Genomic DNA, 26,133 nt, shown 5'->3' with positions numbered 1-26,133 from the left:
CCACCTACCCGGTAAAAGGCTGCCCCCCGCGGCCCCCGTCGGATCAGCAGCCCTGCGGAGCCCGCCAGGCGTCCTGCGCGTAGGTGGTCGAGCCGATCACGCCGCCGATGATCCCGAACTGGGTGCGGGCCGAGGACGCGGACCTCGCAGCCACCCAGTTCCTGGGCATGATCTCCAACTACGTCTTTGGCCTACGCTGCTGGTGCCGGGCCGAGAGGTGAGCGCGGAACGCGTCGCCCAGGTAGTCGACGAGGCCGTCCGCACCACCGCCACCCGGTACGCCACAACTGGACCCGGGGCGTCCGTCGACAGCTGAGCCCCGCCGACCACGACAGAGTCACTCTCTGCGGTCAGAGCCGCTCCGGCGCGGCGATCCCCAGTAGACCGAGGCCGTGGCCGAGGGTTCCGGCGGTCAGCTGGGACAGGGCGAGACGGTTGCCGCGGACGGGTTCGGGGGCGGTGAGAACCGGGCAGGTGTCGTAGAAGCCGGTAAACGCGCGGGCGAGTTCGTAGAGGTAGCCGGCCAGCCGATGGGGTTCGAGCGTGGCGGCTACCTCGTCGACGACCGTTCCGTACCCGTCCAGGGTTAGACCGAGTTCCCGTTCAGCCGGCTCGAGGGTGATAGTCGGGTCCACCGAAATACCGTTGAGGGCTTCCGCTTTGCGCAGAATCGAGCAGATCCGCGCGTGCGCGTATTGGAGGTAGACGCCGGTGTTGCCGTTGAAGGCGGTCATGCGGGCGGGGTCGAAGGTGTAGTCCTTGATCCGGCTGGTGGACAGGTCGGCGTATTTCACCGCGCCGATCCCGGCCTGTTCCGCGATGGTGTCGAGTTCGGCGGCGGGCAGGTCGGGGTTCTTCTCGGTGACCACGGTGCGCGCGGCGGTGACGGCGTCGTCGAGCAGGTCCATCAGGCGGACGGTGCCGCCTGCGCGGGTCTTGAAGGGTTTGCCGTCGGGACCGAGGACGGTGCCGTAGGCAACGTGATCGACGGCGACGGCGTCGGTGAGCCAGCCGGCGCGGCGGGCGGCTTCGAAAACGAGCTGGAAGTGCAGGGCCTGACGGGAATCGGTGACATACAGCAGCCGGTCTGCGTGCAAGGTGGTGATGCGGTAGCGGATGGTGGCCAGATCGGTGCTGTCGTAGCCGTAGCCGCCGTCGCTCTTGCGAACCATCAGCACTGCGGGGGTGTCGTCGGGGCCGGTGACTTCATTCGAAGCCACCACGATCGCGCCGTCACTGTCTATAGCGACGGCCTTGTCGAGAAGCTCGGTGACGGTGTCGGCCAGCATCGGGTTGTAGAAAGACTCCCCGGCGTAGTCGTCGGAGGTGAGTAGCACCCCCAAGCGGTCGTAGATCGCGGCGAACGCCTTTTCCGATTCGGCGACGATCTCTTTCCATCGGGCCACTGTGGGTTCGTCGCCGGTTTGCAGGGCGACTACACGGCGCCGGGCCCGGTCGGCGAATTCCTGGTCGGCGTCGAATCGGGTTCGCGCGGCCTTGTAGAGCGTGTCCAGGGCGGATACGGCGCTGGTCTGCCGGTCGGTGAGTTCGTCCTGATGCCAAGGTGTTTCGGGGTGCTCGTCTATGTATTGGATGAGCATGCCGAACTGGGTTCCCCAGTCGCCCAGATGGTTCGCGCGGACCACGTCCGCGCCGAGGAAGTCGAGGACGCGGGCGAGGCTGTCACCGATGATCGTGGTGCGTAGATGCCCGACGTGCATCTCCTTGGCCACGTTCGGGCCCGAATAGTCGATCACCACCCGCTGACCGGCCGCGTCGGCCGCGACACCCAGCCGGTCGTCGGCCAACCGGGCAGAAACCTGCGACCAGATCGCGGCATCGGTGACGGTGATGTTGAGGAATCCCGGCCCCGAAGGCGCCACGGACTCGATGACCTCGAGGTCCGCGGCGTCGAGATCCCGCACCAGCGACTCCGCCAATTCAGCGGGTTTCGCTCCGGATTTCTTGGCCAGGGGCAGGGCAGCGTTCGATTGGAAGTCGGCGCGATCGGATCGTCGCACGATGGGGTCGGCTCCTGCCAGATCGGGTCGGACTCGGCCGATCGCCTCCGACACAGCGGCAGCGACAGATCCGAGCAACGGCACAACACCGGCAGGACTCACCTGGAATTCCTTTCCTGAACGACGGTAGGCACCGAGTATCTCAGGGCCCCGGGTAAGCATGACGGCACTGGAGCTCGAGCCGTGGGCCGAAACGCGGCAACCGGGGGTCTGGTACCGCGTCAAGCGCGGGCGGCACCTGCAGGCCCCACCACGTCCACAGCGATCCCCCGCTCCCGCGCCCACTTCACCACGCTGCCAGTGCCGCCGGCTTCACCACCCTCCCCATCCCACACCGCAACCAACCGATCAGCCGATCCGAGCAGCACCTCGTTCGCCGCCTCATACGCTTCCCGTCCGGCCTCCTCGAAATCCATCACCCGAACCTCGGCCGCACGCGCCACCAGCTCATCGAACACCGGCGCATGATCGGGCTTCACCTTGGCTTCGCGGTAATTCCGGGAGGGCAGCACCACCTCGAGCCGACCACCGGCCTCGAGCACCGCTTGCGCGAACACCGAATCGGCTCCCCGAGCGATACAGCTCACGCCCACCAAATCGGGAACCTCGGCCAGACGCCTGGCGTTCTCCTCACGCAGCAACACCGCGGTTTCCTCAGTGATGTTCATGTGCCCCGTCCGTGCCAGCACGGCGGCACGATCGTTCTCACCCAGGTCCCGGAAGCACTGGCCGGCTTCAGCGGACATATACGCCGAGTCGCGATACGCCAGCCATGTAGGACGAACGGGACTGTCCCGGTCGAATGCGCCCTCGGCCGCGTTCAACGAGCCCCCGCAGGATCGTGCATCGGAGCGAGCGGCGTGGCCGTGGGCTTCTACCATGTGGCATCCGGCTTCCAGCGCGGGAAGGCCGGCCGAGCGCGCCGCGATCTGCGCTGCGCCTGCGAGGTCCACGGCGTCGCCGGGCCGACCCACGTAGGTCAAGACCTCGGACTGATGGATCATCCGGGAAGGTGCGTCCTTCCCGTCATCCACAGGTCTTGATCATTTCTCGGCCGCACGCGGTGTCGTCGGTCGCTCGCGCCCTGCTGCGGCCCGGCGCCGGGCGCTACTCGAAGCGACGGCCTACCCCAGCGCACTGAAGCCCTCGTGGTCGGCGGTGAACGGTCGACTCGCTCGGCCGAGCCTGCCGGATACCGGTGATTCCGCACGTCGGCCTCCGGAACCAACGAGCACGAACGCCGGTCGGCATGGGTACTATCCATCCTGGTCGGGGGGAGCCCCGCGCGGTAAGAGGGGATGTACTGATGGTCGACGAAAGACAGCGGGGGCAGAACCGCGCCGAGGGTTTCGCATGGGGAGCGCACGGAGCGGCCACGCCTCCGAATGGCCCCGCTGTCCAGCAGCAGTATCCCGGTGGGCAGCAGCCGTTTCCCGGCGGTCCGCAGTTCCACCCGAACATGCAGGCGCCCGGTCCAGGCATGACGGGGCAACCACAGCCACACCCGATGGGAGGAGCGCCGCCGCAGCTGTGGCAACACCGAGGACCGTCGTCGCCAATGGGATTCGCGCCTGCGCCCTATCCGGGTATGCCCGGTCCGCCGGGCTCCCGTAGCAATGTCGGCCTGATCATCGGGCTCGTGGTGGCCATGGTGGTGGTTCTGATGCTCACGGTGGTCGGCATCGGGGTCGTCGCATCGAGATCGGGTGGCGATGACGAAGCCGACCCGTGGGCCGGGGACTACTCGCCGGAAGGGGTCACGAATACTTGTCATCTGGTCGATACCACGGTCTTCGATCCATGGGCGCCGGACCAGACGGAACTCGTGCACCACGAAGATATCGCCGGGCAATACGGCGGTCCGTCGATCGACTGTCGTACAACGAACTCCGGACCGAACGGTGCCTACGTCACCTTCAAGATCGATGTGGCGTTCGAGACCGATCTGTATGGGTTGGAGCTCGATCGCGCCAAGAGGTCGGATACCGAAATACTGCCCGATGACTACGTGTTCGGTTCGGTGACCGGGCTTGGGGAGGGCGGGTACTACGGAGTCCGGAATCCTCCGGACTCGGACCGGTATCTGGGCTACACAATGGCGGTCAAGGACAGCAATGTCCTGGTCGACGTCGACGTGGAAGTCATCTCGGACAAGGCTTTCGACCAGGCCGAGGCCGACCGGATCTGCCGGTATCAGATCGGGAAGATCCTGGACAACCTCCGAAAATGATGCGGCGTAGCAGTTCAGCTTCGCCCGCTGGGCTTTCGCGAAGGTGGGCCCATGAGCGCCACGGTGGCAGTTGGCTTCGCCATCGCGATCGGACTACCGCTGCTGGTGATCGCGGCGACCAAGCCGGCAGTATCCGGGTCAGCCGGTTCGACGACGAGTCGGCACGAGTGGAAACAGGCTGGTGTTTCAACCTGGTGGTCGACTATGTCTTAGACGACGAGACCCGTCCGGCTCCCGCACTCGAAGTGGTCGAAGCGATCTGCTCCGGACGCGCACAGGAGAGCTGCCTACTCGACTCCGGCGGTAATTGGGTCGGCGTGCTGACCGAGGCATGGACCAGCAGCGGCTCCCGCTGGACGTCCGGCACCTCCCGTTCCTCTACACGACAGGTGACACGGCGATTCCCCAGCTGGGCTGCGGGGTAGCCGACGGAATCATGGCCAACCTGGCAGACCTGACGTCACGGTGGGGCGCAGAATCGCCGCCGAACACCCCGACGCCAGCCCCGAGGAACTGGCCACATACGTCAAAGAAGCGGTGCTCCGTGGGGACACGGTGGTCGTCGGACCGGACGGTACGCTGACGCCGAGCGACCAGGTCGGGGGGAAGATCGACATGGACGAGACGTTCATGCAACAGGGAAATATTCTCGTCTTCCTCGAGAACGGCGAGGTCGCTCGGGCAACCTACATCATCCCCGATCTCCTTCAGCCTGGTGAGTACTCCAGCAGCGTTCGAGTTACCGCCGATGGATACCCAGCGCTGCTCGAGATGTCCGAATAAGGCACCGAGCACGGGGAGAAGAAGCCACAGCTTGCTTCCGTGATGCCGGGCGCACCATATCGGCCGTGAATCTGGCTGTGGCTGAAAGCTGGCTCCGCTGAGCGAATCGCGTCGGGCTCACTCGGTCGCGGTGGGACAGCGGATGGAGTCCATAGCGAAGTTACTGCCGGCCGATCTTCGTGGGGACGCGGTGACAGCCGCCTACCTGCATGACGTCGGCTACGGGCATCCTGACCTCGGGTTTCATCCGATAGACGGTGCCCGGTTGCTGCGGTCACTCGGGTACTCGCCGGTCGTGTGCCATATGGTCGCATTCCACACTGCAGCGGAGGTCGAGGCTGGAGTGAAAGGCCTGGGCGCGGACATCTTCGATGAGTTCCGGCTCCCGAATGTGGCCGGGCTCGACAAGGCCGCGGTTTCAAAATAACGCCTAGTCCGCGTAAACTCACCGTCCCCCCGTTCTGGCGTAGGCCGGCCAGCTGGGTCGATAGTGCCGGGTCTTGTTCCAAAGCAACGCTTTCGTCATCGGAACATGTAGTAAGCGCTAGCGCAGCGAATACGAACAGACACCCTGCCGCCCAAAAGGACTCAGACAGCCCATCTTTCGGTTGCGCTGCGCGGACTCCCTGGATCGGATATCGTGCTCGCCACACGTCGATCGGTATCGACTCGACGGTGAACGATCACCCGGGGATGCTATGGAATTGCTCGTGGAAGTGTCCGGTGCGGCATCAGCCGATGTCGTGTCCGGCGCACGGCGCTGGCTGTTGGACGAGCCTGAGTTGCGAGGGCGCGTCACGTTGCAACGCCAACCGGCGGAGCCGGGCACGATGTCCGGTGAGCTGGTCGGAGGCCTGCTGATATGGCTGGGTAGTGGCAGTGCTGCGCTGGTGACGGCCCGAGTTGCCGCCAACGTCCTGATCGCTTGGCTGAAGACCCGTCGTGGTGATGTGAGCGTGACGGTAATAGGACCTGGCGGCACGTCCGGAAGTGTGAACGTGAGCAATGTTAAAAGTTTGAGTGCAGCAGATCTCGACGCTCTGGTGGATCGGGTGGTAGGTCTGGCAGGGAGTCCCGAGCCGGTGAACGACGAGCAGAGTGCGCGGCAGGACCCACGCGAGCCCGAAGATCCGGACGGATGCTGACGGTGTCGGATCTCGCGGGACCCGAATGCCGGATAGTGTTGATCGGCGCATCCCGGTATGCCCCCGATTCCACGCTGCCGCAGCTGGAGACGGTCGCTACCAACGTGGACGACCTCTCCCGGGTACTGGTCCGGCATTGCGGTGTGCCCGACGAACAGATCACCGTCGTCAAGGATCCGGCCAACCCGGCCGAACTCGCTGCCGTGATTGCGCGCGAGGCCGAGCGGGCCGGAGATCTGTTTCTGCTCTACTACGCCGGTCACGGGGTGCTCGACAGCGATGCGGCATTGCACCTGGCGACCGGTGCGACGGTCGACGAGAGCCAGGTCCTGCTGGGACACCAGGCGCTGGCCTTCGCCGATATCAGTGCGCTGCTCAGAGACAGCTGCCCTGCGCGCAGGATCGTCGCTGTCGTCGATGCCTGCTATGCCGGGCGAGCCTCAGCGCCGTCGACCGGAATGTATTCTGGGTTCGACCGAGTCGGGCAGGGTAGTTGCCTGTTGGCGGCGGTCTCTCGTGATGAGCGTGCCCTGGCGCCGATCGGCGAACGTCACACGGTATTCAGCGGATTACTGATCGATCTGCTCGAGCACGGCGACCCGACGGTCGGCCCGCAACTGACTCTGGCCGAAGTCATCCAGGTACTCGTCCGGCAACTTCCCGCTCGTGGTCTCCCCGCCCCGCACACCATCGCGGTGGATCGCATCGATGATCTCGTCCTGGCCGGCAACCCCGCCTATCGGCCGCCGGCCCTTGCCGTACCGACGCCCCCGGACGGTGCGGAGTTGTTCGAGGACGGCGAAACAGTATGCCCGTATCCCGGTTTGCGGGCGTTCACCCGAACCGAGGCCCGGTTCTTCAACGGCCGTGAAAATCTGATCGCCACCCTGCTCGAACGGGTGCACTCACGCGCCGAAGCAGGAGGCGGGCCACTGTTCGTGGTGGGCTGTTCCGGGTCGGGAAAATCGTCACTGATCCACGCCGGGCTGCTACCCGAACTCGCCCGCGGCGGGGCCGCTGAGGGCACGTCGGCGTACTGGCCGGTGCTGACCCTCACACCGGGTGACGATCCGATCGGTGCCCTTGCCGACGTGCTCGCGGGGCCGGCGCTCACCGACGTGGCGCAGCTGCGCGATCGACTGACCACGGCGCCGGAAGAACTCGCTCCACTGCTGCGTGAGATCCTTCCGCAGCAGCACAAGAAGCACAACGCCACCCGACTGGTCCTGGTTGTCGACCAGTTCGAGGAGTTGTTTGCCGCCGAACAGGATCCCGTCGCGCAGCACGCATTCATCACCGCGCTCACCACAGCTGCCGGCGGGGCCGCTCCCACGGCGGTGGTGATCGCGGTGATGCGCGCTGACTTCGTCAGCCGTGCCACCGCTTTTCCCGCCCTGGCCGAAGCGCTCGGTCGCGACCAGATGGTCGTAGGCGCGATGAAGCGTTCCCAGATTCGGGCAGCGATCGAGAAACCGGCCCGGCTGGCGGGGCTGGCCCTCGGTGACGGGTTGACGGATGTGATCCGTGCCGATCTGGGGGCCGACCGCAATGGCGGCTATGACCCGGGCGCGCTCCCGCTACTGGGCCATGCCCTCTACGAAACGTGGCGTCGTCGAAGCAACAGGGTCTTGACGGTGGCCGATTATCGTGCGGCGGGCAGTATTCGTGGTGCGCTCGCCGACACCGCGGACGCGGTCTACGTGACACTGTCCACCGACGAAAAGGCCATCTGCCGCAGTGTTTTCGTACGGTTGATCAATCCGGCCGACCGGACCCGCCGCACTCTCGCCCGCGAGAGCCTGCCCGGCTCCGAGCAGACGCAATCGGTACTGGATCGGCTCGCCGCGCACCGTCTGCTCACTCTCGACCACCCCGGTCATGGTTCACGGGACACGGTCACCATCACCCATGAAGCATTGATCGACGGGTGGCCGCGCCTGGCTCGATGGGTCGAACAGGACGAGCAGTTCGAACAGGTCGTTCAAGAAACCGAACCCGACGCGTTGCGCTGGGACGACAGCGCACGCACTGAACGACCACCTCGACGGCCGCTGCGCTGGTTCGCGAATCCGCCTGGAGCGCATCTGCTCTACTCCGATCGGCGGCTCGCCGGCATCGACGATCGACTCGCCGGACGCCGCCCCGACGATCCCACCGTGGCGGCGTTCCTGTCCGCTTCGCGCCGCGCGGTATCGCGCCGTCGCCGCGTACGGTCTGCTTTTATCGCCGGGTTGATCGTTGTGTCCGTCGGGGCGATCGTCGCCGCGGGGGTTGCCTTCGTCCAGTACAATAGCGCCAACGACCAGAAACGGCGTGCGATCGCCGGAGAACTTGTCGCACAGGCCGAAACGATCCGAAATAGCGACCCGCACACCGCGCTGCAACTAAGCGTCGCCGCCGACCGTCTGCACCACTCCGTAGGTTCGACCAGCGGAATCATTTCCACGATCACTTCCGGATACAGCGGCGCAGCATTGACATTTCCGCGACACAATGGTGTGGATTCGCTGGTGTCGTCCACGGACGGTCGGACAGTCGCGATCGGGCTGGGTGACGGAACCATTCAGCTGTGGGATATGACCGACGTCCCCAAACCACGTGCGCTCGCCGACCCGCTCGCCGGCGAGCGGTCGAATATTTTCTCGATGGCGCTTTCCCCGGACGACAATACCCTCGCCGCCAGCAGTTTCGACGGCACTGTATGGTTGTGGGATATCACCGATCGGGAAAATCCACATCAACTCGGTCAACCACTGAACTTACTCGGCAACGGTAGGGACGACAGCGGACGGCAGGTGCAGTTCTCCCCGACCGGGCGAATGTTGGCGACCAGCGGCCGCGGTTCGGTGGAACTGTGGGATATCACGGACCTGCGGGCGCCCCGCCGATTCGGCCATCCTCTAACGGTCATGGGGAAGGACGCGTCGACAGCAGCCTTCTCACCCGATGGAAATTCGCTCGCCACGGATACCGGAAATACGGTGGTGCTCTGGGATGTCACGGACCCCGCCGCGCCGCATCACCTCGGCACTCCGCTGTCGGTTGCCGGCAAAGGTGGGATCGCGGCGCTGACCATATCCGATCGTGGGATCCTGGCGGTGAGTACGTACGACAGCATTGTCCAGCTGTGGGACCTGGCGGACCCATCCGCTCCCCGCCGACTCGGAAATCCCGCCACGCTTTCCGAATGTGGACAAATCGGGGCGTTGACCTTTTCACCCGATGAAGAACTTCTGGCTATCGGGTGCGAGGATGGTTCGACGCAACTATGGGATACCTCGGATCCCGCCGCGCCGCTCCCGCTCGGCGGGCCGAGCTATCGCTCCGAAGTGTCGGCGGTAGAATTCACCGGAGCCGGGAAATATGTGGCATCGGGGTACAGCGATGGCACAGTGCGGTTGTGGGATATTGCGAACCAGATCACCCCGGCCCCACTCGGTTCGCTGACCACCGGGCTCGGCCGCTGGCAGACTGCGGCGACACCGGACGCGGCGGTCGTCGGTGTGCTCGACTCCGACGGGGCCAGGTTGTGGGATATCGAAGACCCCGAGGCGCCACGCCCTATCGGCGCTTCCATTCAGGTCGGCGACTCGGGTACTGCTTCCTCGCTGTCGTTCTTCCCCGGCGACGAGCCGATATTGGCGCTCGGCAGCACGACCGGCAATGTCTTCCTGTGGGATATCACCGACCCTGCTACGCCGCACCCACTGGGACACCCGCTGCGCGCCCCCACTCCCGAAGTGGGGGCCGGCAAGGAAGCCTTCGACATGACACCGGACGGCAGGCTGATTCTTCCGCCTTTCAATGGCGCCGGGAGTGTCACGGTGAGCGCGGTCGACGCTGATCAGGCGGGTGCTGTCGTGCGCTCCATTTCGGTCTCCCAGGACGGCAACACACTTGTTGCGGGCCTCGCCAACGGCACGGTTCGCATCTGGGACATCACCGATCGGACCGCACCGCATCTCGCGTCAGTTCCCACTGTCCATGTCGATATTCCTGCCGACGACGAGCCTCCGTTCATGGAATTCACGCCGGTGACCTCGTCGACATTCTCCCCGAGGGGGCATATCTTGGCTGCTGCCACCAACATTGGAGTGAGCGGCGAAGCAGGAGATAGTGTAGTCCAGCTGTGGGATGTGCGGGATCCGTCATCACCGCGGCCACTCGGCGATCTTCCGGCAGACGCCGCCATCGACGTAACCTCATTGCGTTTCGCACCGGACGGATCCACTCTCGCCGCAGGATTCAGCGACGGCACGATTCGATTTTGGGATACATCCGACGAATCGGCACCTCTTCTGCTGCCGAAAAGCATTCTCGGTTTTAGTAGCGCACCGGTAGAGGTGTCCTCGTTGAGTTTCTTGGAAGGGCGCGTGCTTGTCGTTGGTTTCGCAGACGGCACCATTCAGTTCTGGAATACGGCGGATATCCAGAATCCGCGCAAACTGATTGAAATGCGCACCAGTAAGGCCGCCAACAGTGCTCCCTCGAAGGAAGAGGAAGATGCCGCTCCTTCGGTGCTGATCCTGGATGGAAATAAGCTCCTCACAGCTCGCAACGATGACGACACCATACGGTTGTGGGATACCGCCAAGATCAAGGATCTCCAGCAGCACGGTCTGGAACGCGCGTGTCGACTGCTCGACGAAGGTTTGTCCCGAGAACAGTGGGATATCTACATCCCCGATCTGCCCTACGAAACAACCTGTAGCCCGAGCTGATGGCCGCGCTCACTTACAACCGGATATTTCCCGGCCCACCCGGTCGGCGAGCATCGGCAAATTCGCCCCGTACTCCACCGTGGCCGACTCTTCGCGAAGTCGGGTGGCCGAGCTTTGCCGGTGAGCGTCACGCGCTGACCACACAAGAGCTGAGAAGCCATCGACCGCATCCAGGAGTCTGCCACGATAGTCGGCAAGGTCTGCCTACTTAGAGGATGTCTTTCGCGCCGTGAGCCACTCGATCGCTTTCGGCTGGATCAAATCACGACTTCCTGGTCGGGTTGTATCGGGCGCTGCTGGAGGACCGCGAGTCGGTAGCCGGTCGCACGCCCGAATCGACCGACCTTCGTTCACCGAATGGCTCGACGCCACCTACCCGGTCAAGGGCTGACCCCGCGGCCCCGTCCGGTCAGCAGCCTTGCGGAGCCCGCCAGGCGTCCTGCGCGTAGGTGGTCGAGCCGACCATCGCGCCGATCACGCCGCCGATGATCCCGAACGGGATGGCCCCGACAAAGAAGACGGGCAGACCCGCGATCGCGCCGCTCCCGGTCCCGAGCAGAGCACCCAGGCCGGCTCGGAGCTCGATGGAATCACCGGGCGCCATGCACGCCGCGATGGGCGCCACCTCCCCGGATCCCGGAGCATCGGGGGCTTGCACCGGCGCGGGCGCCGGGGCGGGCTCGGCCGCGGCGGCGCCCCCCGACCCGACAATGAGCAGTGGGGCAACGACGCTGCCGAGCACGGTGCGGGTCAATATCTTCGAACTATGCACGTGTAGATCCCTGATCAGTCGAAAAACGCAGTGTGCGACCTGAGTAGTCAGATCTGCGACCATAATGTCGTATCGGCCGGTGTAATGCTCACTTTCGGGTATCCCGGCCTGATCGGCCGCCGGTACCTCGTAGGGTCGGGTCGAGGCTGTCGGAATGCCCGCGTTCGGACGGCTCACCGCATCGCACCGGGGTCGGCAGCGGCAGGCGCGGGGCCAGCACGGGAAGCCACCGCCGCTCCTTCAGCTGCAGGTCGGGGGTGGGTTCCATGCGCTGCATACGCACGGCCAGCTCGTCGCCGAGACGCCACATCTGGTTGCCCCAGCCACCCGCCACCTCGCGGATGGGCAAACCCGCGAGGTCGGGATGTTGCTCTTGCAGCACTGTACCGAGGCGGTGCGAACGGGATGGATGGCGAGCGTGATCGGTACTCATATCCGCTGGCATCGTGGACGGCCATACCAGCACAATGGACCGATGACGCGAATGGAGGCAGTGCGCGGGGACATCACCGAACAGCATGTCGACGCGGTGGTCAACGCCGCGAATTCCTCGCTGCTGGGTGGCGGCGGAGTCGACGGCGCCATCCACCGCAAAGGCGGACCCGAGATCCTCTCGGAGTGCCGAGACCTGCGCGCCGCGCACCTCGGCAAGGGGCTGCCGACCGGGCAGGCGGTGGCGACGACCGCGGGACGGCTGCCCGCGCGCTGGGTGATTCACACCGTGGGCCCGGTATGGTCGGCCACCGAGGATCGCTCGGCGTTGCTCGCCTCCTGCTACAGCGAATCTCTGCGTGTGGCAGCCGGGCTGGGTGCCGAGACGGTTGCCTTCCCGGCGATCTCTACCGGCGTCTTCGGCTGGCCGATCGAGGACGGTGCCCGAATTGCGGTCGAGACGGTGGGCGCCGCCGAAACAGCTGTCGCATATGTACGGTTCGTGCTGTTCGACGAGCCAGCACTGACGGCCTTCACCGCAGCTCTGGAACAACCCGGGCGGGCATAGGCGGTACTCCGTCCGATGGACCAGGCGTCGGCGGCCGACCGCGGTCGGTAGGCACGCCCGAAGTCGAAACCTGTCGAGCAGGCCGATCGGACCGTACGGATTCCCGTCCTCGGGAAACGCGGTCAGCCGCCGAGTCCCCATGCCGGGATATGTTCGCAAGCGATGATATTCGCGCGTCTGCCGGTTGTCGCCATTCCGCTACGCACAAACGGCGAAAGGAACCACACATGTTCAAGTCCATTCTGGCGGTCGCGAGTCTGACGTGCGCTGCGTTCGTCGTCTCGGGCGGAGCAGCACATGCGCAACCCTTCCCACCCGGTGTGAGTTGCGGGGGCACCACCTGCCGAAACGACACCGATCAGCACTACCTCATCGAATCGTGGCAGGTATGCCAGGTTGTGGGTGGGTATTCGCAATCGTGGGTTCCGTTCAACGTGATGATGAAACCGCATGAGACCGTTCAGGTCACCGGAGCCGAGTGTTTCCCGATGATCGTCGATGTACCGGAGGACTCCGACGTTGCTATCGTCCCGAACCGCATCAGAATTCCGCGGGAACCGGTCGAGATCATCTACAGCAGAGCTGTGACCTACGATCCGAATGCCAAGGCGCCCACGGGCTCGGCATTCTGACCAGGTCACGCCGGTAAGTCCGTCGGGACGCCGCTGCTCTTGCGATGAGCACAGCGGATCGAGCAGCCCTGCACGCGTGCTGAACTTGTCGGCGGCGACTCGTAGCGTTCGGGGAATGAACTGGAGACCGTGGCTGGAGCTGTGGAGCGAGGAATGGATCACCGCCGGTGATCCCGGTGAGCTGGATTCCGAAGTGGTGCGGCAGCGCTGGCTCGGGTACGCGCCGGCCGCCGAGGCCGATGTCGCGGCGGCCGAGGAGCGACTCGGCGTGCGGTTGCCGCCCTCCTATCGCAGCTTCCTGCTGACCACGGACGGATGGCGCCATGCCGGGGAATTCGTGCGGGAGATGCGTGACACCAGCGATCTCGGGTGGTTGCGTGATCTCGATCCGCGCTGGGAGTCGTGGGCCGACCTGGCCATCGAGGCTCCGGTCGACGCACCGGGTGACCCGTTCACTCGCGGACTGCTGATCTCGCGTCACGCCGGCGAGGAAGTGCTGTTCCTCGACCCGGCCGACCGTGACGAGAACGGCGAGTGGGCCGCCTACAGCGTGTGTTCCTGGGGTGAATTCCCGCAGCGGCATCCGTCGTTCACTTCGCTCATGGAGTCGCTGTACCGCAGCTTTCACCAGATTCGCCGGCCGGCGGGCGCGACTCGTGACAGCTGGGATCTGGTGGTGGAGCAGGCGCGGGAAGAGGCACTTTCCGGGAACATCGACGCAGCGATGACGGCGCTGGAGAAAGCCCAAGAGTTCGGGCGTCCACGCAGCACGGTCCTCGGAGTCCAGCTCCAGATGTTCCTCGCCACCTCCGCCGCCTACGAGGCATCCCGGCTGCTTTCGCGGTTACTGGCCCCGGATTCCGTCCCGGACGGATTCTTCACCGGTTCACTGTTCACCGAAGAGTTCCTGCCGTGCGTGTTCCTGCAGCACACGCGTAAAGAACCCTGGTATGGCTCCGCGCTCGAGATCGCCCGGTCTCGGGCAGACGGTGCGCTGGCCGGGCACCGCGTAGCCCTCGAAATCGGCCGGCAACACGCCGACGATGAATCCTCGCCGTACTCCGCGCTCGAGGTCGCCCGGATTCTCGAAAATGCCGAGAACGACGAAGGGCTCGAGATCGGAAGTGCCCTCGACGAGCATCAGGCGCGGGTGCAGCAGCCGGGCTATCACCTCTCCTACGGAAACCCGGCCTTCGACACCGCGGTACGGAACGCGCTCGCCGAACACCACTCCGACCCGGCGACACTGTGGCAGGCGCTCGAAGCCGCGATGGCGCACTGGCAGCCGCGCACTCCGGACCACATCGCGCCGGTCGCGTTGCTCGCCGACCCTGTTCTGGCGGACAGCCTCACACCGGAACGCGGCCGCGCATTGTTGCGGAAACCGCGCAGTGGCCGCGAACCTCGCGAGCAACCCGGCGGATGAGTCTCGACACCCGCCGGGCCGGCCGCGGGCAGGGTGATGTCCGGACAGCCGTCGTAGATACGTTCCCCGCCCGTGGCCCCGGGCTCACGAAGGCCGCAGGACGTTTTCGGGGAAGCGGCCCTCATAGTTTCCGGCCGGGTCGTAGTTGGCGACCACATAGGTCTCTCCCGATTCCGGATTGCAGGCGCGCGCCACCCCGAGCCGTTCGGTCGCCTTCCAGACGACCTGAGTGAAATGCCCGGTCTCCATGCTGAACCCGGGCTTGTTGTAGTCGTATACCGCTTCTTCCTCGTCCGCCCACGCCCGGAAGGCCGATTCCGCGCCGGCGAAGGCGCCGCCGTTGCCTCGCATCATGTACAGGTTCTCGCCGAATTCGTTGTCCGGCCGGTGTTCGAATGTATGCGTGGCGGCGAGCCGCTGCGCCCAGTCCTCGGCCAGCCGGTTCAGCTTCTCGTCGAGTTGCAGGCCGGGCGCGTGGTGCGTGGCCCGGAAGTTGTTGTGCAGCTCCAGCATTTCCGCACGATACGCCGCATCCGTACACAGATAATTCGGTTCCGCGCCGGCGGTGGCACCGACCACACCGGACGTGGCGACCGCCACGGTGAGCACTATTGCAGCGAGCGACTTACCTGGACCCATCGAGATCTCCCGGGTTTCTACACGAACGAGGCGCTGGAACATCGGAGGTCGAACTCGACCGCCCCGAGCTGTGAACCGTCGGGTGTGCCGGTCGAACCGGGATGGCGCAACCGGTCGCCCATATTGTCGCCTGCCTGCGGAGGTCGGTATTCCCACTGCTGACAGACACCACAGGCACCAGCCGCCACCCCTCCCCCACCCCTTACGACGGCACCCACTACGCCGGCATACTCGACGGATTCGCAGCAGCAGAACCGGCCCACACCCGTACCGGACGGCTCGGTTCGTCGGGCCAGTAGCCAGGGCGGCCCACTGGACGCCACTCGAGCAGCGCGACCTCGCGCAACTTCTGCCCGGCGAACTGCCCGAACCGCTCGTCGGCGAACGATCGTCGGAGCGCCCGTCGGCCAGTATTCACAGTCACTGCGGTGACCTCCGATCTGTTGCAGCGAGCCCTGTCCGGCCGGGGCGATCCGCCGCTCGGATCGTTGCCGGAGCAGGTCGAGACTGTTCTCGGGAACCTCGACGCGCCGCCACGATCGGTGCCCATCTGCGCGCGGTCCACGATGTGGCCTGGCAATCGGCCGACTGGGTCGCGCACGAGCACAGCGCGGCACGATTCGGCCGGGCGGCCGTGCTGTTCGGTGCGGCCACACACGACATCGGGAAGATCGTCCATCCCGGTGAGCTCCCCGGGCGCCGGCCGGGCCCACGGACGGGGCGGCGTCACGCAGGGGCACCGAGCGGCGGGTGCTCGAGCACGCGGGGCTTGTACTCGACCAACTGGATGCCGCCGTCGAAGGTGCGGTGCTCGATCATCTCAAGCGCGACGTCCGGATAGCCGTCGTAGATGCGTTCCGCACCCGTCGCCCCGGTGATCACCGGGAACATCACCACCCGGAACCGGTCGACGAGGCCGGCTCGCAGCAGGGACCGGCTCAGGCCGAGGCTGCCGATCGTGCTGAGCAGCCCCGAACCACTCGACTTCATGGCGCGGACCGCCGCCACGGCGTCGTCGCGAACCAGCGTGGAATTGGCCCACGTCAGCGGCTCCACGAGCGAGGAGGAGAACACCACCTTGGACGCTCGGGTGAGCTCATCGACGGACGCCTCTTCTTCGGGCCGGAACTCGTCTTGACCATCCGGGACCTCGCCGGCGGCGAAACCCGACATCAGGCGGTAGGTGTTCGCTCCCATCAGGTAGGTGACCTCGGGCTGCTCGCCGAGCCACGCGAGGTACTCCGGGCTTTCCAGACCCCAGAACCCGGGCCAACCCTCCCCCGATGCATAGCCATCGAGAGAGGTGATGAAGTCGACGAGAAGCTCCGGCATAGCGGTGTCCTTTCCTGGAAGTGTCAGGAGATTGGACCGGCCGGCGGCCACAAACTCATCGGCCGTGGTGTCGGGAACGAGAAATCCATCGCCCGCGCTGAACCTCGACCTGTCCGAGTACGCAGGTACCGGCTCCCGGCCGCGCCTCGGCAAGTGCGAACGGAAGGACAATCGCGCCGAAGCCGGCCACACAAATACCCGGTATTCAGAGCACCGAGCGCCTGGGAATGAGCACTTCATATCGACGGGCGCGAGGTCCGGATCTCCGCGTCCTGCTGCCCCGGTCCGGCAAGGACGGTCGGACCGGAGTCAGGCTTTCCGCCCGCCCGCGGTGCCGGCCGAAGGCTCGGTTGCGGTGGCCGCTAGGGATTCGGCGGGAAAGCTGTGATCGACGAGGTGCCGAACTTGTTCGGCGGTGCTCTGGGTGAGTGCACGGGTCGCCAGTTGGGCGCAGACGGCGTGGTCGAGGCGGCGGATGTGGGCACGAGTCCGGTCGAGCGCCGCGGGTGCCACGGAGAGGACATCGCAGCCCAGGCCGATCAGTAGCGGGATGACGTGGGGGTCGGCGGCCGCGTCTCCGCAAACCGATATCTGGCGCCCGTGGCGGTGCGCGGCGTCGATCACGTCGGCGATGGCGCGCAGGACCGTGGGATGGGCGGCCATGGCCGGGGTCGCGGTGGGGTCGCGGCGATCCAGGCCCAGGAGTTGGCAGGTCAGATCGTTGCTGCCGATGGACAGGAACGCGGCGGTCGCGGCAATACCGTCGATTGCCGTGACCGCCTCGGGCAGCTCGATCATGGCTCCGAGTGGAGGTGGCGGCACACCTGCCTCGGTAGCGGCCCGGTCCAGCAGTCCCCGGCAGGTTTGCAGCTCGTCGACAGTGGCCACCATGGGGATCATGATGCGCAGGTCGCTTGCTCCGCCGGTGGCGAGCAAGGCACGGAACTGCTCGATGAACGCGCCGGGTTGGGCGAGCATCGACGGCAGCCCGCGTCCGATCCGGCCAGTGCGGCCGTCGCCGAGGAACGGCGGCAGCTTGTCGTCGGCGTAGTCCAGGGTCCGCACGGTCACCGGCAGGTCGTCGAGTCGCTGGAAGATCGGCGCCAGCGCGGCGGTGTGCTGGAGGTAGCCGGGCCAGGCGGTCGAGTCCAAGAACGGCAGTTCGGTGCGTAGCAGCCCGATGCCGTCGGCGCGGGCTTCCACCGCGGTCCGGGCGTCGGCCGGGGTGGCGATGTTGGCGCGCAGAATGACGTGGTGGCCGTCGAGTGTCCGGCTCGGCAGGTCGCGCTCGGCCAACCATGCGGTCCGGCGGGCGCGATCGGTGTCCATGGCGTCGAGCGCGGCTCGGCGCTGGTCCGGTGCGGGATCGATGGTGAGTGTGCCGGTTCCGTGCTCGCCGCCGATGAGGACCTCGGCACCGTCCGGGCAGTCCAGCACGCTGTCGTCGAGGCCGAGCAGCAGCGGGATGCCGAGGGAGCGGGCGACGATCGCGGCATGAGAGTTGGGCCCGCCGAGGACCGAGGCGGCCGCGACCACCGGGACCTGTGGTTCGAGGAGGTCACCCGCGCCGATTTCGCGACCGAGCAGCACCAGCGGGCCGTGCGGGACAGTGTCGGCGTCGGTGTGCAGCCAGGACAGTACGCGGCGGCCGATCTGCCGTACGTCGGTCGCGCGTTCGGCCAGGACCGGGTCGTCCAGTTCCGCCAGTGTGCCGGCGTAGATGTCGGCGGCCCTTTTGATCGCGACGGTGATCGGAGCGCCGCCGCGCGCGAGCTCGATCGCGGTGCCGCGCAGGTCGTTGTCGTCGGCGATGTAGCTGGTGGTCTCGATGATGTCGGCTTGCTCGGTCTGCCCGCGTTCCCGCAGGGATTGCGCGAGCCGGCGGAGGTTCGCGGCGACGCCGTCGAATGCGTCGGTGATCTGCTGGACCGGATCGCCGGTGCTGCGGTGCGGCAGCGGCGTGGTGCAGGACCGGTCGGTTCGGTGGGCGAAACCCAGCGCGGTGCCCGCCGATGCAAGGTGCCCGCTGAAAACGTCGGTGGTCATGACGTGGCCACGGTGTCCGCGAGTGCCCGGAAGATCAGCGCGGTGGAGGTTGCGCCGGGGTCCTGATGGCCGATACTGCGGGCGCCGAGATACGAGGCTCGGCCCTTGCGAGCCGCCAACCGGGTCGTGGCTCGCATGCCGTGTTCCGCGGCAGCGGCCGCATCCGCGGCGGCCGCGGTCAGATCTTTGCCGGCGGACAGAGCAGTCCCCCACGCGGCGATCGCCGGCGCGTAGGCGTCCACGATGGTCTTGTCGCCGGGCTCGGCCGCACCCAGGCGCTGGATGGCGACCAGGCCGTCGGTCAGGGCGGCCAGGACCTGCTCCCCGTCCACCTCGGGCGCGTTCAGGGCCTTGCCCATGGCGCGGAACACGCTGCCGTACAACGGGCCGGCGGCGCCGCCGACGCTGGATACCAGTGTGTTGCCGGTTTTCAGCAGGATCTCCCCTACTGTGGCGGGCTCGAGGTCGGCCAGCATATCCAGTACAGCGGTGACGCCCCGGTGCATGTTCGTGCCGTGATCGGCGTCGCCGATGGCCGAATCGAGCTGGGTCAGCTGGTCGGTGTGTTCCTCGATGGTCGCGGCGATGGCCTGTATCCAGCCTCGCGTGGCGGCGATGTCCACCGGATTCTCCTTCGTTGGGCGTGGTGATGGTGTGCACAGAATGAATCGGGTGTGACCGTGCCGCCCCTCATCGCGGCACGGGCGCACCCGGCGTCGGGCGAGGGTCGGGGTCACGCTCCCCAGCGCAGTGCGGGGGTGCGTACCGGCGCGTCCCACAACCGGAGTAGCTGCTCGTCGGCCGGACAGATCGTGATGGAGGCACCGGCCATATCCAGGCTGGTGACGTAATTGCCGACCAGCGAGTGCGCGATGCCGATGCCCTTGCCGGACAAGGCGTTCGCTACCTCACCGAACAGCACGTACAGCTCGATAAGGGGAGTGGCGCCGAGCCCGTTGACCATCACAATGGTCTCGTCTCCCGGGGCGAGGGGGTGGTCGGACAGGATCGCGTCCAGCGCGGTGGCCACGATCTCTGCTGCGGGACGCAGCTTCTCGCGGCGGCGGCCCGGCTCGCCGTGGATACCGACCCCTACTTCCATCTCGTCATCAGGAAGATCGAAACCGGGTGCTCCTGCCGCAGGAGTGGTGCATGCGGTCAGCGCGACGGCGAAGGATCGCGACACCGCGTTGACCCGCCGCGCCATTTCGGCGACATCGGCCAGGTTCGCCCCGTCCTCGGCCAGCGCGCCGGCGATCTTCTCGACGAACACGGTCGCGCCGGTGCCGCGCCGCCCGGCCGTGTACGTGGAGTCCTGTACGGCCACATCGTCGTCGACCAGGACGGTTTCCACCGTAATGCCCTCGTCGGCGGCCAGCTCGGCGGCCAGTTGGAAGTTCATCACGTCGCCGGTGTAGTTCTTCACCACGTGGACCACGCCGGCGCCGCTGTCGGCGGCCTTGGTAGCAGCGAGGATCTGATCGGGCACCGGTGAGGTGAATACCTGCCCCGGGCAGGCGGCGTCGAGCATGCCGAGTCCGACGAAACCGCCGTGCAGCGGCTCGTGGCCCGAACCGCCGCCGGAGACCAGTCCCACCTTGCCCGGCCGCGGCTCGCCCGCCCTGGTGATGATCGCCCGGTCGAGATCGACGGCCAGTTCCGGATGTGCTGCGGCCAGGCCGGCCAATGCGTCGGACAGCAACGACTCGGGTGTGTTGAGGAATTTCTTCACGGCAGGTTCCTTTCGGGGACGACTGTGGTGACCGGAGCACTGTCCGTAGCCGGGCGCCGCCGGGCGGTGAGCCCTGCATAGACCAGGCCCGCGGTAACGGCGCCGACGCCCTCGGCCGTGATGTAGACGGGCAGTTGCGCCCAGTGCACCGTGCCGCCGTAGATCTGCCCGATCAGCATGGGCCCGACGACGCGGGCTGGGTTGATGGCCGCCGAGGTCGCCGGAGCGACCACGACGATGATCGCGAATACCGCGAAACCGATGGCCAAACCGGCGAACCCGGCAGTCGCCTTCGCATCGATGGCCCCGAATACCACGAACGCCAGCAGAAAGGTGCCGAGGAGTTCGGCGAAGAACGCCTGTCCGGCGCCGACCGGGGGACCGTAGGCCGCGATACCCAGCCCGAGGCCGACGGATTCGGTGCCGAGTACGCCGATGATGGCCAGTGCGCCGATGGTGGCCCCGGTCAGCTGCGCGGCGATATAGCCGGAGACCTGGCGCCAGGGCATTTTGCCGAGCACGGCCGACGCCACCGTGATCGCCGGATTGATATGACAGCCGGAGATGTGCCCGATCGCGTAGATCATCATCACCACGGCCATCGCGAAAGCGAAGGCGATCACGCCCAATTCGGCCATCGTGGACGGCGCGGCACCGCCGACGAGCCCGGTGGCCGGAACCGAGCCGACGCCGATGAACACCAGGGCAGCGGTGCCGAGCACTTCGGCGAGGAGTTTCTGGAGGAGAGTGTATTCGTCCATGAATATGCCCAGCGCCGTCTCGGGCTTCCGGGCGTCTCACCTCCTCCGCCTTGCGAAGCGAAACTCAGGTCGCCGATGAACCGAAATCGAACCACTATTGGCGACCCTTGTTCAGCATTGCTGAATGAATTTCAGCAAATGTAAGCGGGCTCACACCGGCTGTCAAGTGCCTCTCGATTCAGGCGCCGCGCCGAACGCCCGCACGCGGGGCGCCCAGGTCGCGCGAGAGATTCCGGGCGGTTTCCCGCACCATCACGGCGTGCGCCTCGCGGGCCGGCTCCACCAGCACCCGCTCGACCGGGCCGACAATGCCGATCGCGCCGGCGACCTCGCCCGAACGGTCGAACACCGGCGCGGCGATACCGGCGTCGCCGATCGCGGCCTCCTGGTCCTCCACGGCATAACCCACCCGTTCGACCTGATCGAGCTGCCCGGACAACAGTCGCGAGTCGGTCACGCTGGCACCGGTCAATACCGGCAGGTCCGCCGCCAGCAGCCGCTCACGCCGGTCGCGCGGCCCGAACGCGACAATCGCCTTGCCCAGCGCACATGTGCTCCACGGGATGCTCGCGCCCACTTCCAGGATCTGCACAGCACCTTCCGGCCGGAACGCATGGTGCACCACAAGCACGTGTTCGCCGTCGAGCACCGCCACCCACACGGCCTCGCCGGTGCGGGTGGCCAGCGAATCAGCCCAGGTCAACGAGCGCGCGCGCAATTCGTGCGTATCGAGATAGGCATTACCCAGGCGCAGCAGATCCGGTCCGAGCCGGTACTTGCCCGTTTCGACATCCTGCGCGACCAGACCCTCGGCTTCCAAGGTGCGAAGCAACGAATGCACCGTGGGTTTGGTCAATCCGGCACGCTCGGCCAGTTCGGTGACCCCGAGCCTGGAGCCACCGGCGGCCAACTCACGCAGGATCCGCGCCGCCCGCTGCACCGATTGAATCAGCATCAACCTATCCTTTCGGTATTGCTGAACCGCGTTCAGGCATCTAATATCTCGTTCATGACAAAGTCAGTAGGGATCGTCCTGGTATCCCACAGCGCCGAGCTGGCCGCCGGGCTGAAGGTCATGCTCGCACAGATCGGCTCGGACTCTGTGCCGGTGGCCGCGGCCGGCGGCACAACCGAGGGCGAGGTCGGCACCAGCTACGAACTCGTGACCGAGGCAATCGCGCGAGCCGACCACGGAGCCGGGGTCGTCATCCTGCCGGACCTGGGCAGCTCCGTACTGACCGCCCGCACCGCCCTGCAGGACCACCCCCGTGCCGACATCAGCGTCATCGACGCCCCCTTCGTGGAAGGCGCGGTGGCGGCGGTCGTCACCGCAGCCAGCGGGGGAGACCTCGATGCCGTTATCGCCGCAACACAGGAAGCCCGCCATGTGCCCAAATTCTGAGCCCGCACATCCCGAGATCACGCCGCCGGCCGCCGCCGCGACGCGCGCGGAGATCACCGTCACCCTGCCCGCCAACCTGCACGCACGGCCCGCCGGCCGGCTCGTCCGCACCGCTTCCCGGTTCACCAGCGCCGCCACCCTCGAATACGCCGGAAAGTCCATCGGAATCGGCGGCATCCTCGCCGTGATGGCACTGGGCGCCACTGCCGGCGACACGGTCACCATTGCCGCCGAGGGGCCCGATGCGGATCGCGCCGTGCAATCGCTGGCCGAAGTGCTGGCCAACGCCGAGTGATCCGGCCGCGGACGAGCCCGGTCGGAGCGTCGCGGGCTGCCGTCGGTCAGGAGCAGATGGAGGGTGCTGTCGCGGTGGAAGGCGGTGCAGGAACAGCGACCGGAAAGGCGATCACAATTCGAACCGGAACCAGTCGACATATACCCGATCGTGCGAGTGGACCGGGCCGTACGGATTTCCGTCTTCGGGCGCAAGCGTCAGCCATACGTCGTGTGTACCGGTCACCGGGGAAACGCTTTCGGATACCGCCAGCCACCAGCCCGGCTCACCCGAGTCCCCGATAGGGATCACGCCGATCGGCCGGGTCTCCGGGTCGTCGAGCCGGAACTCGACCGTCAGGTTCGGGTCGGATGAAGTCTGCGTGTTCAGCATCAGCGATCTTGGTGGCACGGCACCGAAATCGACGTTTCTGTACAGGACTTTCAGCCCGAACCCGGGACCTAACTCGACATACTCGATATCGCTGCCGTTGACCACGTCTTTCGTCGTATGCGTTTCGACCGTGCCCCCCGGATATCCTCGGGCGAAATCTTCACCCTGTATCAACGAGTACGCGTCCAGCGATTCCGGAGGCACTCCCCGGGCGGGCTCTTGCACCTGTTCGCCGGTGCCGCCGAAACTGTTCGAATAACCCACGAACGCAACGAGTGCACCGAGCAATACGACAACCCCGACGCTCATGGCAATGACCCATCGACGGGGCATCGTCGATGAGCCGGTCCTGGACTCCGGGGGCACCCGCGGCGAACCATTCCGGCGGCTGTCCTGCGGCGGCAATGTTCTCGCCGTGTGCCCGACACCCGAGGTGCCGGATGCAGTGTCCGGGGAACCGGCGCGCCCGGTAGTCGTATTCGAAGCCGGCAGACCGTGAAGTGGATTCGTACCCTCTTCGGGCAACAGCGGGCGTATGTGCCGGCGCACCTCCGCCAGCGGCATTCGGCTCGCCGGAGCCTTCACCATCAGCCCGCTGATCACCTGACCGATCGGTCCGGTTTGGTGGTGCTGCGGGACTTCTCCGTGGACGATAGCGCCGAGAACGACCAGCGGGTCGTTGTTGTCATACGGCCGGCGCCCCTCGGCCGCGAGGAAAAGCATCGCGCCCAGGCTCCACAGATCCGCGGATGCCGTAACCGGCTCGCCGGAGGCGACTTCCGGCGCAAGGTAGGCGGGAGTGCCCATCAGGTAACCACTTCCGGTGAGCGTGGGATCAGCGCTGTTGCGGGCGATACCGAAATCGCCGAGCTTGATCTCACCATCCCGGCCCACCAGCACGTTGCCCGGTTTGACATCACGGTGCACGATCCCGACCCGATGCGCGGCCTGTAACGCCGCCGCCACCCGATCGACCACAAACGCCAGCGGTTCGTGGTCCAACGGCCCGAACCTGTCGAGGATCGTTGCCAGCGACTGCCCGTCGACGAGCTCCATCACCACGAGCGGTGTGTCATCGGCCCATGCCACGTCGTAAACCGTCACCACATTGGGATGGGCGACGACGGCCATCGCACGCGCTTCACGCAACGCACGTTCGCGCAATTCGGCAGCCTCGCCCTCGGGAAGACCGGGAGCGAGCTTCAACTCCTTGACCGCAACCGGACGATTCAGCACCGTGTCCGTCCCCGCCCAGACCGTCCCCATCGCCCCTCGGCCGATCTCTGCGGCCAGCCGATACCGTTCCCCGACAACGCGATACGGGTCATCCGGTGCACTATCGAGCTCACCCGTCACCCGGCGATCATCGCAGAACGACCCGATTCCCGCAGCCCCCTCCGACACAGCGGTCAGCAGTCGATGTGCTCGTGTCGGCCGGGGCTGCGCGGATCCGCCGTGGGGGTGCGGCACCACGCCGGATGGTAGGGACTACCACCGGAGCCGGGGGATGGCTGACCGGTGCGGTGTGGTCCAGGGACGAGCACTTCGGCCGTTGCCGGAACGCTCGGGCGGTCGGCGCGCAGGGTGAGGGCAGCCCGGCCCGGCCCGGAATCGACATGCAGGTAGAACGACCGCGAACTCGTGTGGCCCGCGGGGATGAATTGGTTCACCGAGCCGCTGCGGCCGGTGTCCAGGTTGCGCCGGTCGGCGATCGCGGTGACGTCACCGGCCAGGAGAGTCGGTACCCGATTGCTCGGCGGGGAGCCGCCCTGGATGATCCGCAGATGCGGAGGCAATCTTCGCGGCGAGGAGCTGCAGGGCGTGCGCCGAGCTCGTACCCGGTTCGGTGTCGTACACGAACAAGGTCTGGTCGGGGTCGTCACCGGGCGACAACGCCTGGTAGGTGATTGTGACGTCACCGACCAGCGGGTGGTGGTACCGCTTCGTGCCGACGCTGCGCTCGTGCACGCGGTTACGAGCCCAGAGCCGCCGGAATTCCGGGCTCTGAATCGACAGATCGCCGACCAGCCGACCCAGTCCCGGGTCGTGCGGGTGCCGGCCGGCGTCCATCCGGAGCATGGCGGCGGTGTCGGCGGCGACCTGCTCCCAATCCACGTAGAGTTCGCGGGCGTGCGGGTCCAGGAAAACGAACCGGGCCTGGTTGCGCTCGGGCGTGCGCATGGCGCCGAAATCGGCGACAAGGAGCGCGGCGAGGCGGTTCTGTCCCAGGACATCGAGCCGGCGGCCGAGCACGAACGCGGGGCGGTGAGCGGTCTCGAACGTATCGAGCAGAGACCGGGTGGCCGGGTGCAGCCGCTGCGGCTTGGCCGGCCGGCGACGGGCCGGGGCGGGCCTGGCGATCGTGTGCAGATGCGCGCGCTCGGCGTTGTCGAGCCGGAGCGCGTCGGCGAGGGCGTCGAGCACCTCGGGGGATGCGCTTTTGCTGCGGCCCTGCTCGAGCCGGGTGTAGTAGTCGACGCTGACTCCGATCAGCTTCTATTTAGTTGATACTAGTTGCCCAGCGCGGACGCGGCAATCGGGGGCCTGCGCCATACGACGTGTCTCGGGACCGGCGCTGTCAGCGGTGACAAGCGACGCTGGGCTGTCAGCGGCCTGACCTGGTGTCGCGACAGTCAGTGTCAGTGGATGGCGACATGTTCGAGATCCGGCAGAGCAGGGACAGGGCTGGTGCCCGTGGTGAGGTTCCCCCGCTTCCTTGGAGGGCTCTGAGCATGGTCCGATAGGACCGGGAAGGAGCCCCACGTGGCAGCACCGAAGAAATACCCGGACGAGTTGAAGGCCCGAGCGGTCCGGCTGTATTTGG

At 66.5% G+C, this 26,133-nt stretch carries 24 protein-coding genes; 11 read left to right on the top strand and 13 right to left on the bottom strand.

What is annotated here, in order from left to right; all coding sequences use genetic code 11:
* Positions 1-350 precede the first annotated feature (350 nt).
* Together argS and IU448_RS29275 are read right to left on the bottom strand one after the other, a co-directional pair.
* The gene (argS, locus tag IU448_RS28475; protein ID WP_195058823.1) at positions 351-2,183 is read right to left on the bottom strand and encodes an arginine--tRNA ligase; all 1,833 of its coding nucleotides are present in this window, start codon (positions 2,181-2,183) and stop codon (positions 351-353) included.
* Between the two features lie 59 nt (positions 2,184-2,242).
* Positions 2,243-3,055: a hypothetical protein gene (locus IU448_RS29275; RefSeq protein WP_228814586.1), complete on the bottom strand. Its 813-nt coding sequence runs from the start codon at positions 3,053-3,055 to the stop codon at positions 2,243-2,245.
* 554 nt (positions 3,056-3,609) lie between these two features.
* On the opposite strand from IU448_RS29275, the gene IU448_RS28465 reads away from it, so the two are divergent.
* From IU448_RS28465 to IU448_RS28440, 6 genes are all read left to right on the top strand, one after another.
* Complete coding sequence (locus IU448_RS28465) at positions 3,610-4,251, top strand: hypothetical protein (RefSeq protein WP_195058822.1); 642 nt, start codon at positions 3,610-3,612, stop codon at positions 4,249-4,251.
* Between the two features lie 167 nt (positions 4,252-4,418).
* Entirely contained in the window at positions 4,419-4,676 is a 258-nt protein-coding gene (locus IU448_RS28460) for a hypothetical protein (RefSeq protein ID WP_195058821.1), read from the top strand.
* 40 nt (positions 4,677-4,716) lie between these two features.
* Positions 4,717-5,034, top strand: a complete 318-nt coding sequence (locus IU448_RS28455; RefSeq protein ID WP_195058820.1) for a hypothetical protein — start codon at positions 4,717-4,719, stop codon at positions 5,032-5,034.
* Between the two features lie 88 nt (positions 5,035-5,122).
* Entirely contained in the window at positions 5,123-5,461 is a 339-nt protein-coding gene (locus tag IU448_RS28450) for an HD domain-containing protein (protein ID WP_324188747.1), read from the top strand.
* 271 nt (positions 5,462-5,732) lie between these two features.
* Positions 5,733-6,179, top strand: a complete 447-nt coding sequence (locus tag IU448_RS28445; protein WP_195058818.1) for an effector-associated constant component EACC1 — start codon at positions 5,733-5,735, stop codon at positions 6,177-6,179.
* Positions 6,173-10,900, top strand: coding sequence for an NACHT and WD repeat domain-containing protein (locus IU448_RS28440; RefSeq protein ID WP_195058817.1), 4,728 nt, complete (start codon positions 6,173-6,175; stop codon positions 10,898-10,900). The genes IU448_RS28445 and IU448_RS28440 overlap by 7 nt, the downstream gene beginning before the upstream one ends.
* 409 nt (positions 10,901-11,309) lie before the next feature.
* Here the strand turns inward: IU448_RS28440 and IU448_RS28435 are convergent, their stop codons facing one another.
* The gene (locus tag IU448_RS28435; protein ID WP_195058816.1) at positions 11,310-11,672 is read right to left on the bottom strand and encodes a hypothetical protein; all 363 of its coding nucleotides are present in this window, start codon (positions 11,670-11,672) and stop codon (positions 11,310-11,312) included.
* 88 nt (positions 11,673-11,760) lie between these two features.
* Positions 11,761-12,054, bottom strand: a complete 294-nt coding sequence (locus IU448_RS28430; protein WP_228814585.1) for a hypothetical protein — start codon at positions 12,052-12,054, stop codon at positions 11,761-11,763.
* A 93-nt stretch (positions 12,055-12,147) separates the two neighbouring features.
* On the opposite strand from IU448_RS28430, the gene IU448_RS28425 reads away from it, so the two are divergent.
* The 3 genes from IU448_RS28425 (at position 12,148) to IU448_RS28415 (ending at position 14,730) form a co-directional block, all read left to right on the top strand.
* Entirely contained in the window at positions 12,148-12,672 is a 525-nt protein-coding gene (locus IU448_RS28425; RefSeq protein ID WP_195058815.1) for an O-acetyl-ADP-ribose deacetylase, read from the top strand.
* A gap of 227 nt (positions 12,673-12,899) precedes the next feature.
* The gene (locus IU448_RS28420; protein ID WP_195058814.1) at positions 12,900-13,304 is read left to right on the top strand and encodes a hypothetical protein; all 405 of its coding nucleotides are present in this window, start codon (positions 12,900-12,902) and stop codon (positions 13,302-13,304) included.
* Positions 13,305-13,419: 115 nt separating this feature from the next.
* The gene (locus IU448_RS28415) at positions 13,420-14,730 is read left to right on the top strand and encodes an SMI1/KNR4 family protein (RefSeq protein ID WP_195058813.1); all 1,311 of its coding nucleotides are present in this window, start codon (positions 13,420-13,422) and stop codon (positions 14,728-14,730) included.
* An 84-nt stretch (positions 14,731-14,814) separates the two neighbouring features.
* Here the strand turns inward: IU448_RS28415 and IU448_RS28410 are convergent, their stop codons facing one another.
* From IU448_RS28410 to IU448_RS28380, 7 genes are all read right to left on the bottom strand, one after another.
* Positions 14,815-15,369, bottom strand: coding sequence for a CAP family protein (locus IU448_RS28410; protein ID WP_195058812.1), 555 nt, complete (start codon positions 15,367-15,369; stop codon positions 14,815-14,817).
* A 726-nt stretch (positions 15,370-16,095) separates the two neighbouring features.
* Positions 16,096-16,701 carry a dihydrofolate reductase family protein gene (locus IU448_RS28405; RefSeq protein WP_195058811.1) on the bottom strand — a complete coding sequence of 202 codons (606 nt, stop codon included), beginning with the start codon at positions 16,699-16,701 and terminating at the stop codon, positions 16,096-16,098.
* 309 nt (positions 16,702-17,010) lie between these two features.
* Complete coding sequence (locus IU448_RS28400) at positions 17,011-18,747, bottom strand: putative PEP-binding protein (protein WP_195058810.1); 1,737 nt, start codon at positions 18,745-18,747, stop codon at positions 17,011-17,013.
* Positions 18,744-19,370 (bottom strand): dihydroxyacetone kinase subunit DhaL, encoded by a 627-nt coding sequence (gene dhaL, locus IU448_RS28395; RefSeq protein WP_195058809.1) that lies wholly within the window; start codon positions 19,368-19,370, stop codon positions 18,744-18,746. Before dhaL ends, IU448_RS28400 begins: the two co-directional genes overlap by 4 nt.
* Before the next feature lie 110 nt (positions 19,371-19,480).
* Entirely contained in the window at positions 19,481-20,479 is a 999-nt protein-coding gene (gene dhaK / locus IU448_RS28390) for a dihydroxyacetone kinase subunit DhaK (protein ID WP_195058808.1), read from the bottom strand.
* On the bottom strand, positions 20,476-21,240 hold the full coding sequence (locus tag IU448_RS28385; protein ID WP_195058807.1) for an MIP/aquaporin family protein: 765 nt from the start codon (positions 21,238-21,240) through the stop codon (positions 20,476-20,478). The genes dhaK and IU448_RS28385 overlap by 4 nt, the downstream gene beginning before the upstream one ends.
* Before the next feature lie 178 nt (positions 21,241-21,418).
* The gene (locus IU448_RS28380) at positions 21,419-22,195 is read right to left on the bottom strand and encodes an IclR family transcriptional regulator (protein ID WP_228814583.1); all 777 of its coding nucleotides are present in this window, start codon (positions 22,193-22,195) and stop codon (positions 21,419-21,421) included.
* Between the two features lie 54 nt (positions 22,196-22,249).
* Between IU448_RS28380 and dhaM the strand changes: the two genes are divergently transcribed.
* Positions 22,250-22,642, top strand: a complete 393-nt coding sequence (gene dhaM / locus IU448_RS28375; protein ID WP_195058806.1) for a dihydroxyacetone kinase phosphoryl donor subunit DhaM — start codon at positions 22,250-22,252, stop codon at positions 22,640-22,642.
* Entirely contained in the window at positions 22,626-22,937 is a 312-nt protein-coding gene (locus IU448_RS28370; protein ID WP_195058805.1) for an HPr family phosphocarrier protein, read from the top strand. The genes dhaM and IU448_RS28370 overlap by 17 nt, the downstream gene beginning before the upstream one ends.
* 111 nt (positions 22,938-23,048) lie before the next feature.
* Here IU448_RS28370 and IU448_RS28365 read toward each other — a convergent pair whose 3' ends face one another.
* Together IU448_RS28365 and IU448_RS28360 are read right to left on the bottom strand one after the other, a co-directional pair.
* Positions 23,049-24,665, bottom strand: coding sequence for a protein kinase domain-containing protein (locus IU448_RS28365; protein ID WP_195058804.1), 1,617 nt, complete (start codon positions 24,663-24,665; stop codon positions 23,049-23,051).
* 366 nt (positions 24,666-25,031) lie between these two features.
* A complete protein-coding gene (locus IU448_RS28360; RefSeq protein ID WP_324188746.1) occupies positions 25,032-25,799 on the bottom strand; it encodes a helix-turn-helix transcriptional regulator in 768 nt (255 codons plus the stop codon).
* Positions 25,800-26,133 lie beyond the last annotated feature (334 nt).

The organism is Nocardia flavorosea (assembly GCF_015477805.1).
In the GTDB taxonomy this organism is placed as follows: Bacteria; Actinomycetota; Actinomycetes; order Mycobacteriales; family Mycobacteriaceae; genus Nocardia; species Nocardia flavorosea_A.
Note: the sequence above shows the minus strand (reverse complement) of the source record. Positions and strands in the feature narration are given on the sequence as shown.

What these genes read in the sequence shown, in the direction of transcription:
- IU448_RS28440 (WP_195058817.1), top strand. Translation starts at nt 6,173, where the DNA reads ATGCTGACGGTGTCGGATCTCGCGGGACCCGAATGCCGGATAGTGTTG.
- IU448_RS28410 (WP_195058812.1), bottom strand. Translation starts at nt 15,369, where the DNA reads ATGGGTCCAGGTAAGTCGCTCGCTGCAATAGTGCTCACCGTGGCGGTC.
- IU448_RS28385 (WP_195058807.1), bottom strand. Translation starts at nt 21,240, where the DNA reads ATGGACGAATACACTCTCCTCCAGAAACTCCTCGCCGAAGTGCTCGGC.
- IU448_RS28415 (WP_195058813.1), top strand. Translation starts at nt 13,420, where the DNA reads ATGAACTGGAGACCGTGGCTGGAGCTGTGGAGCGAGGAATGGATCACC.
- IU448_RS28380 (WP_228814583.1), bottom strand. Translation starts at nt 22,195, where the DNA reads ATGCTGATTCAATCGGTGCAGCGGGCGGCGCGGATCCTGCGTGAGTTG.
- IU448_RS28400 (WP_195058810.1), bottom strand. Translation starts at nt 18,747, where the DNA reads ATGACCACCGACGTTTTCAGCGGGCACCTTGCATCGGCGGGCACCGCG.
- IU448_RS28370 (WP_195058805.1), top strand. Translation starts at nt 22,626, where the DNA reads ATGTGCCCAAATTCTGAGCCCGCACATCCCGAGATCACGCCGCCGGCC.
- IU448_RS28420 (WP_195058814.1), top strand. Translation starts at nt 12,900, where the DNA reads ATGTTCAAGTCCATTCTGGCGGTCGCGAGTCTGACGTGCGCTGCGTTC.
- IU448_RS28445 (WP_195058818.1), top strand. Translation starts at nt 5,733, where the DNA reads ATGGAATTGCTCGTGGAAGTGTCCGGTGCGGCATCAGCCGATGTCGTG.
- IU448_RS28425 (WP_195058815.1), top strand. Translation starts at nt 12,148, where the DNA reads ATGACGCGAATGGAGGCAGTGCGCGGGGACATCACCGAACAGCATGTC.
- argS (WP_195058823.1), bottom strand. Translation starts at nt 2,183, where the DNA reads ATGCTTACCCGGGGCCCTGAGATACTCGGTGCCTACCGTCGTTCAGGA.
- dhaM (WP_195058806.1), top strand. Translation starts at nt 22,250, where the DNA reads ATGACAAAGTCAGTAGGGATCGTCCTGGTATCCCACAGCGCCGAGCTG.
- IU448_RS28465 (WP_195058822.1), top strand. Translation starts at nt 3,610, where the DNA reads ATGCCCGGTCCGCCGGGCTCCCGTAGCAATGTCGGCCTGATCATCGGG.
- IU448_RS28405 (WP_195058811.1), bottom strand. Translation starts at nt 16,701, where the DNA reads ATGCCGGAGCTTCTCGTCGACTTCATCACCTCTCTCGATGGCTATGCA.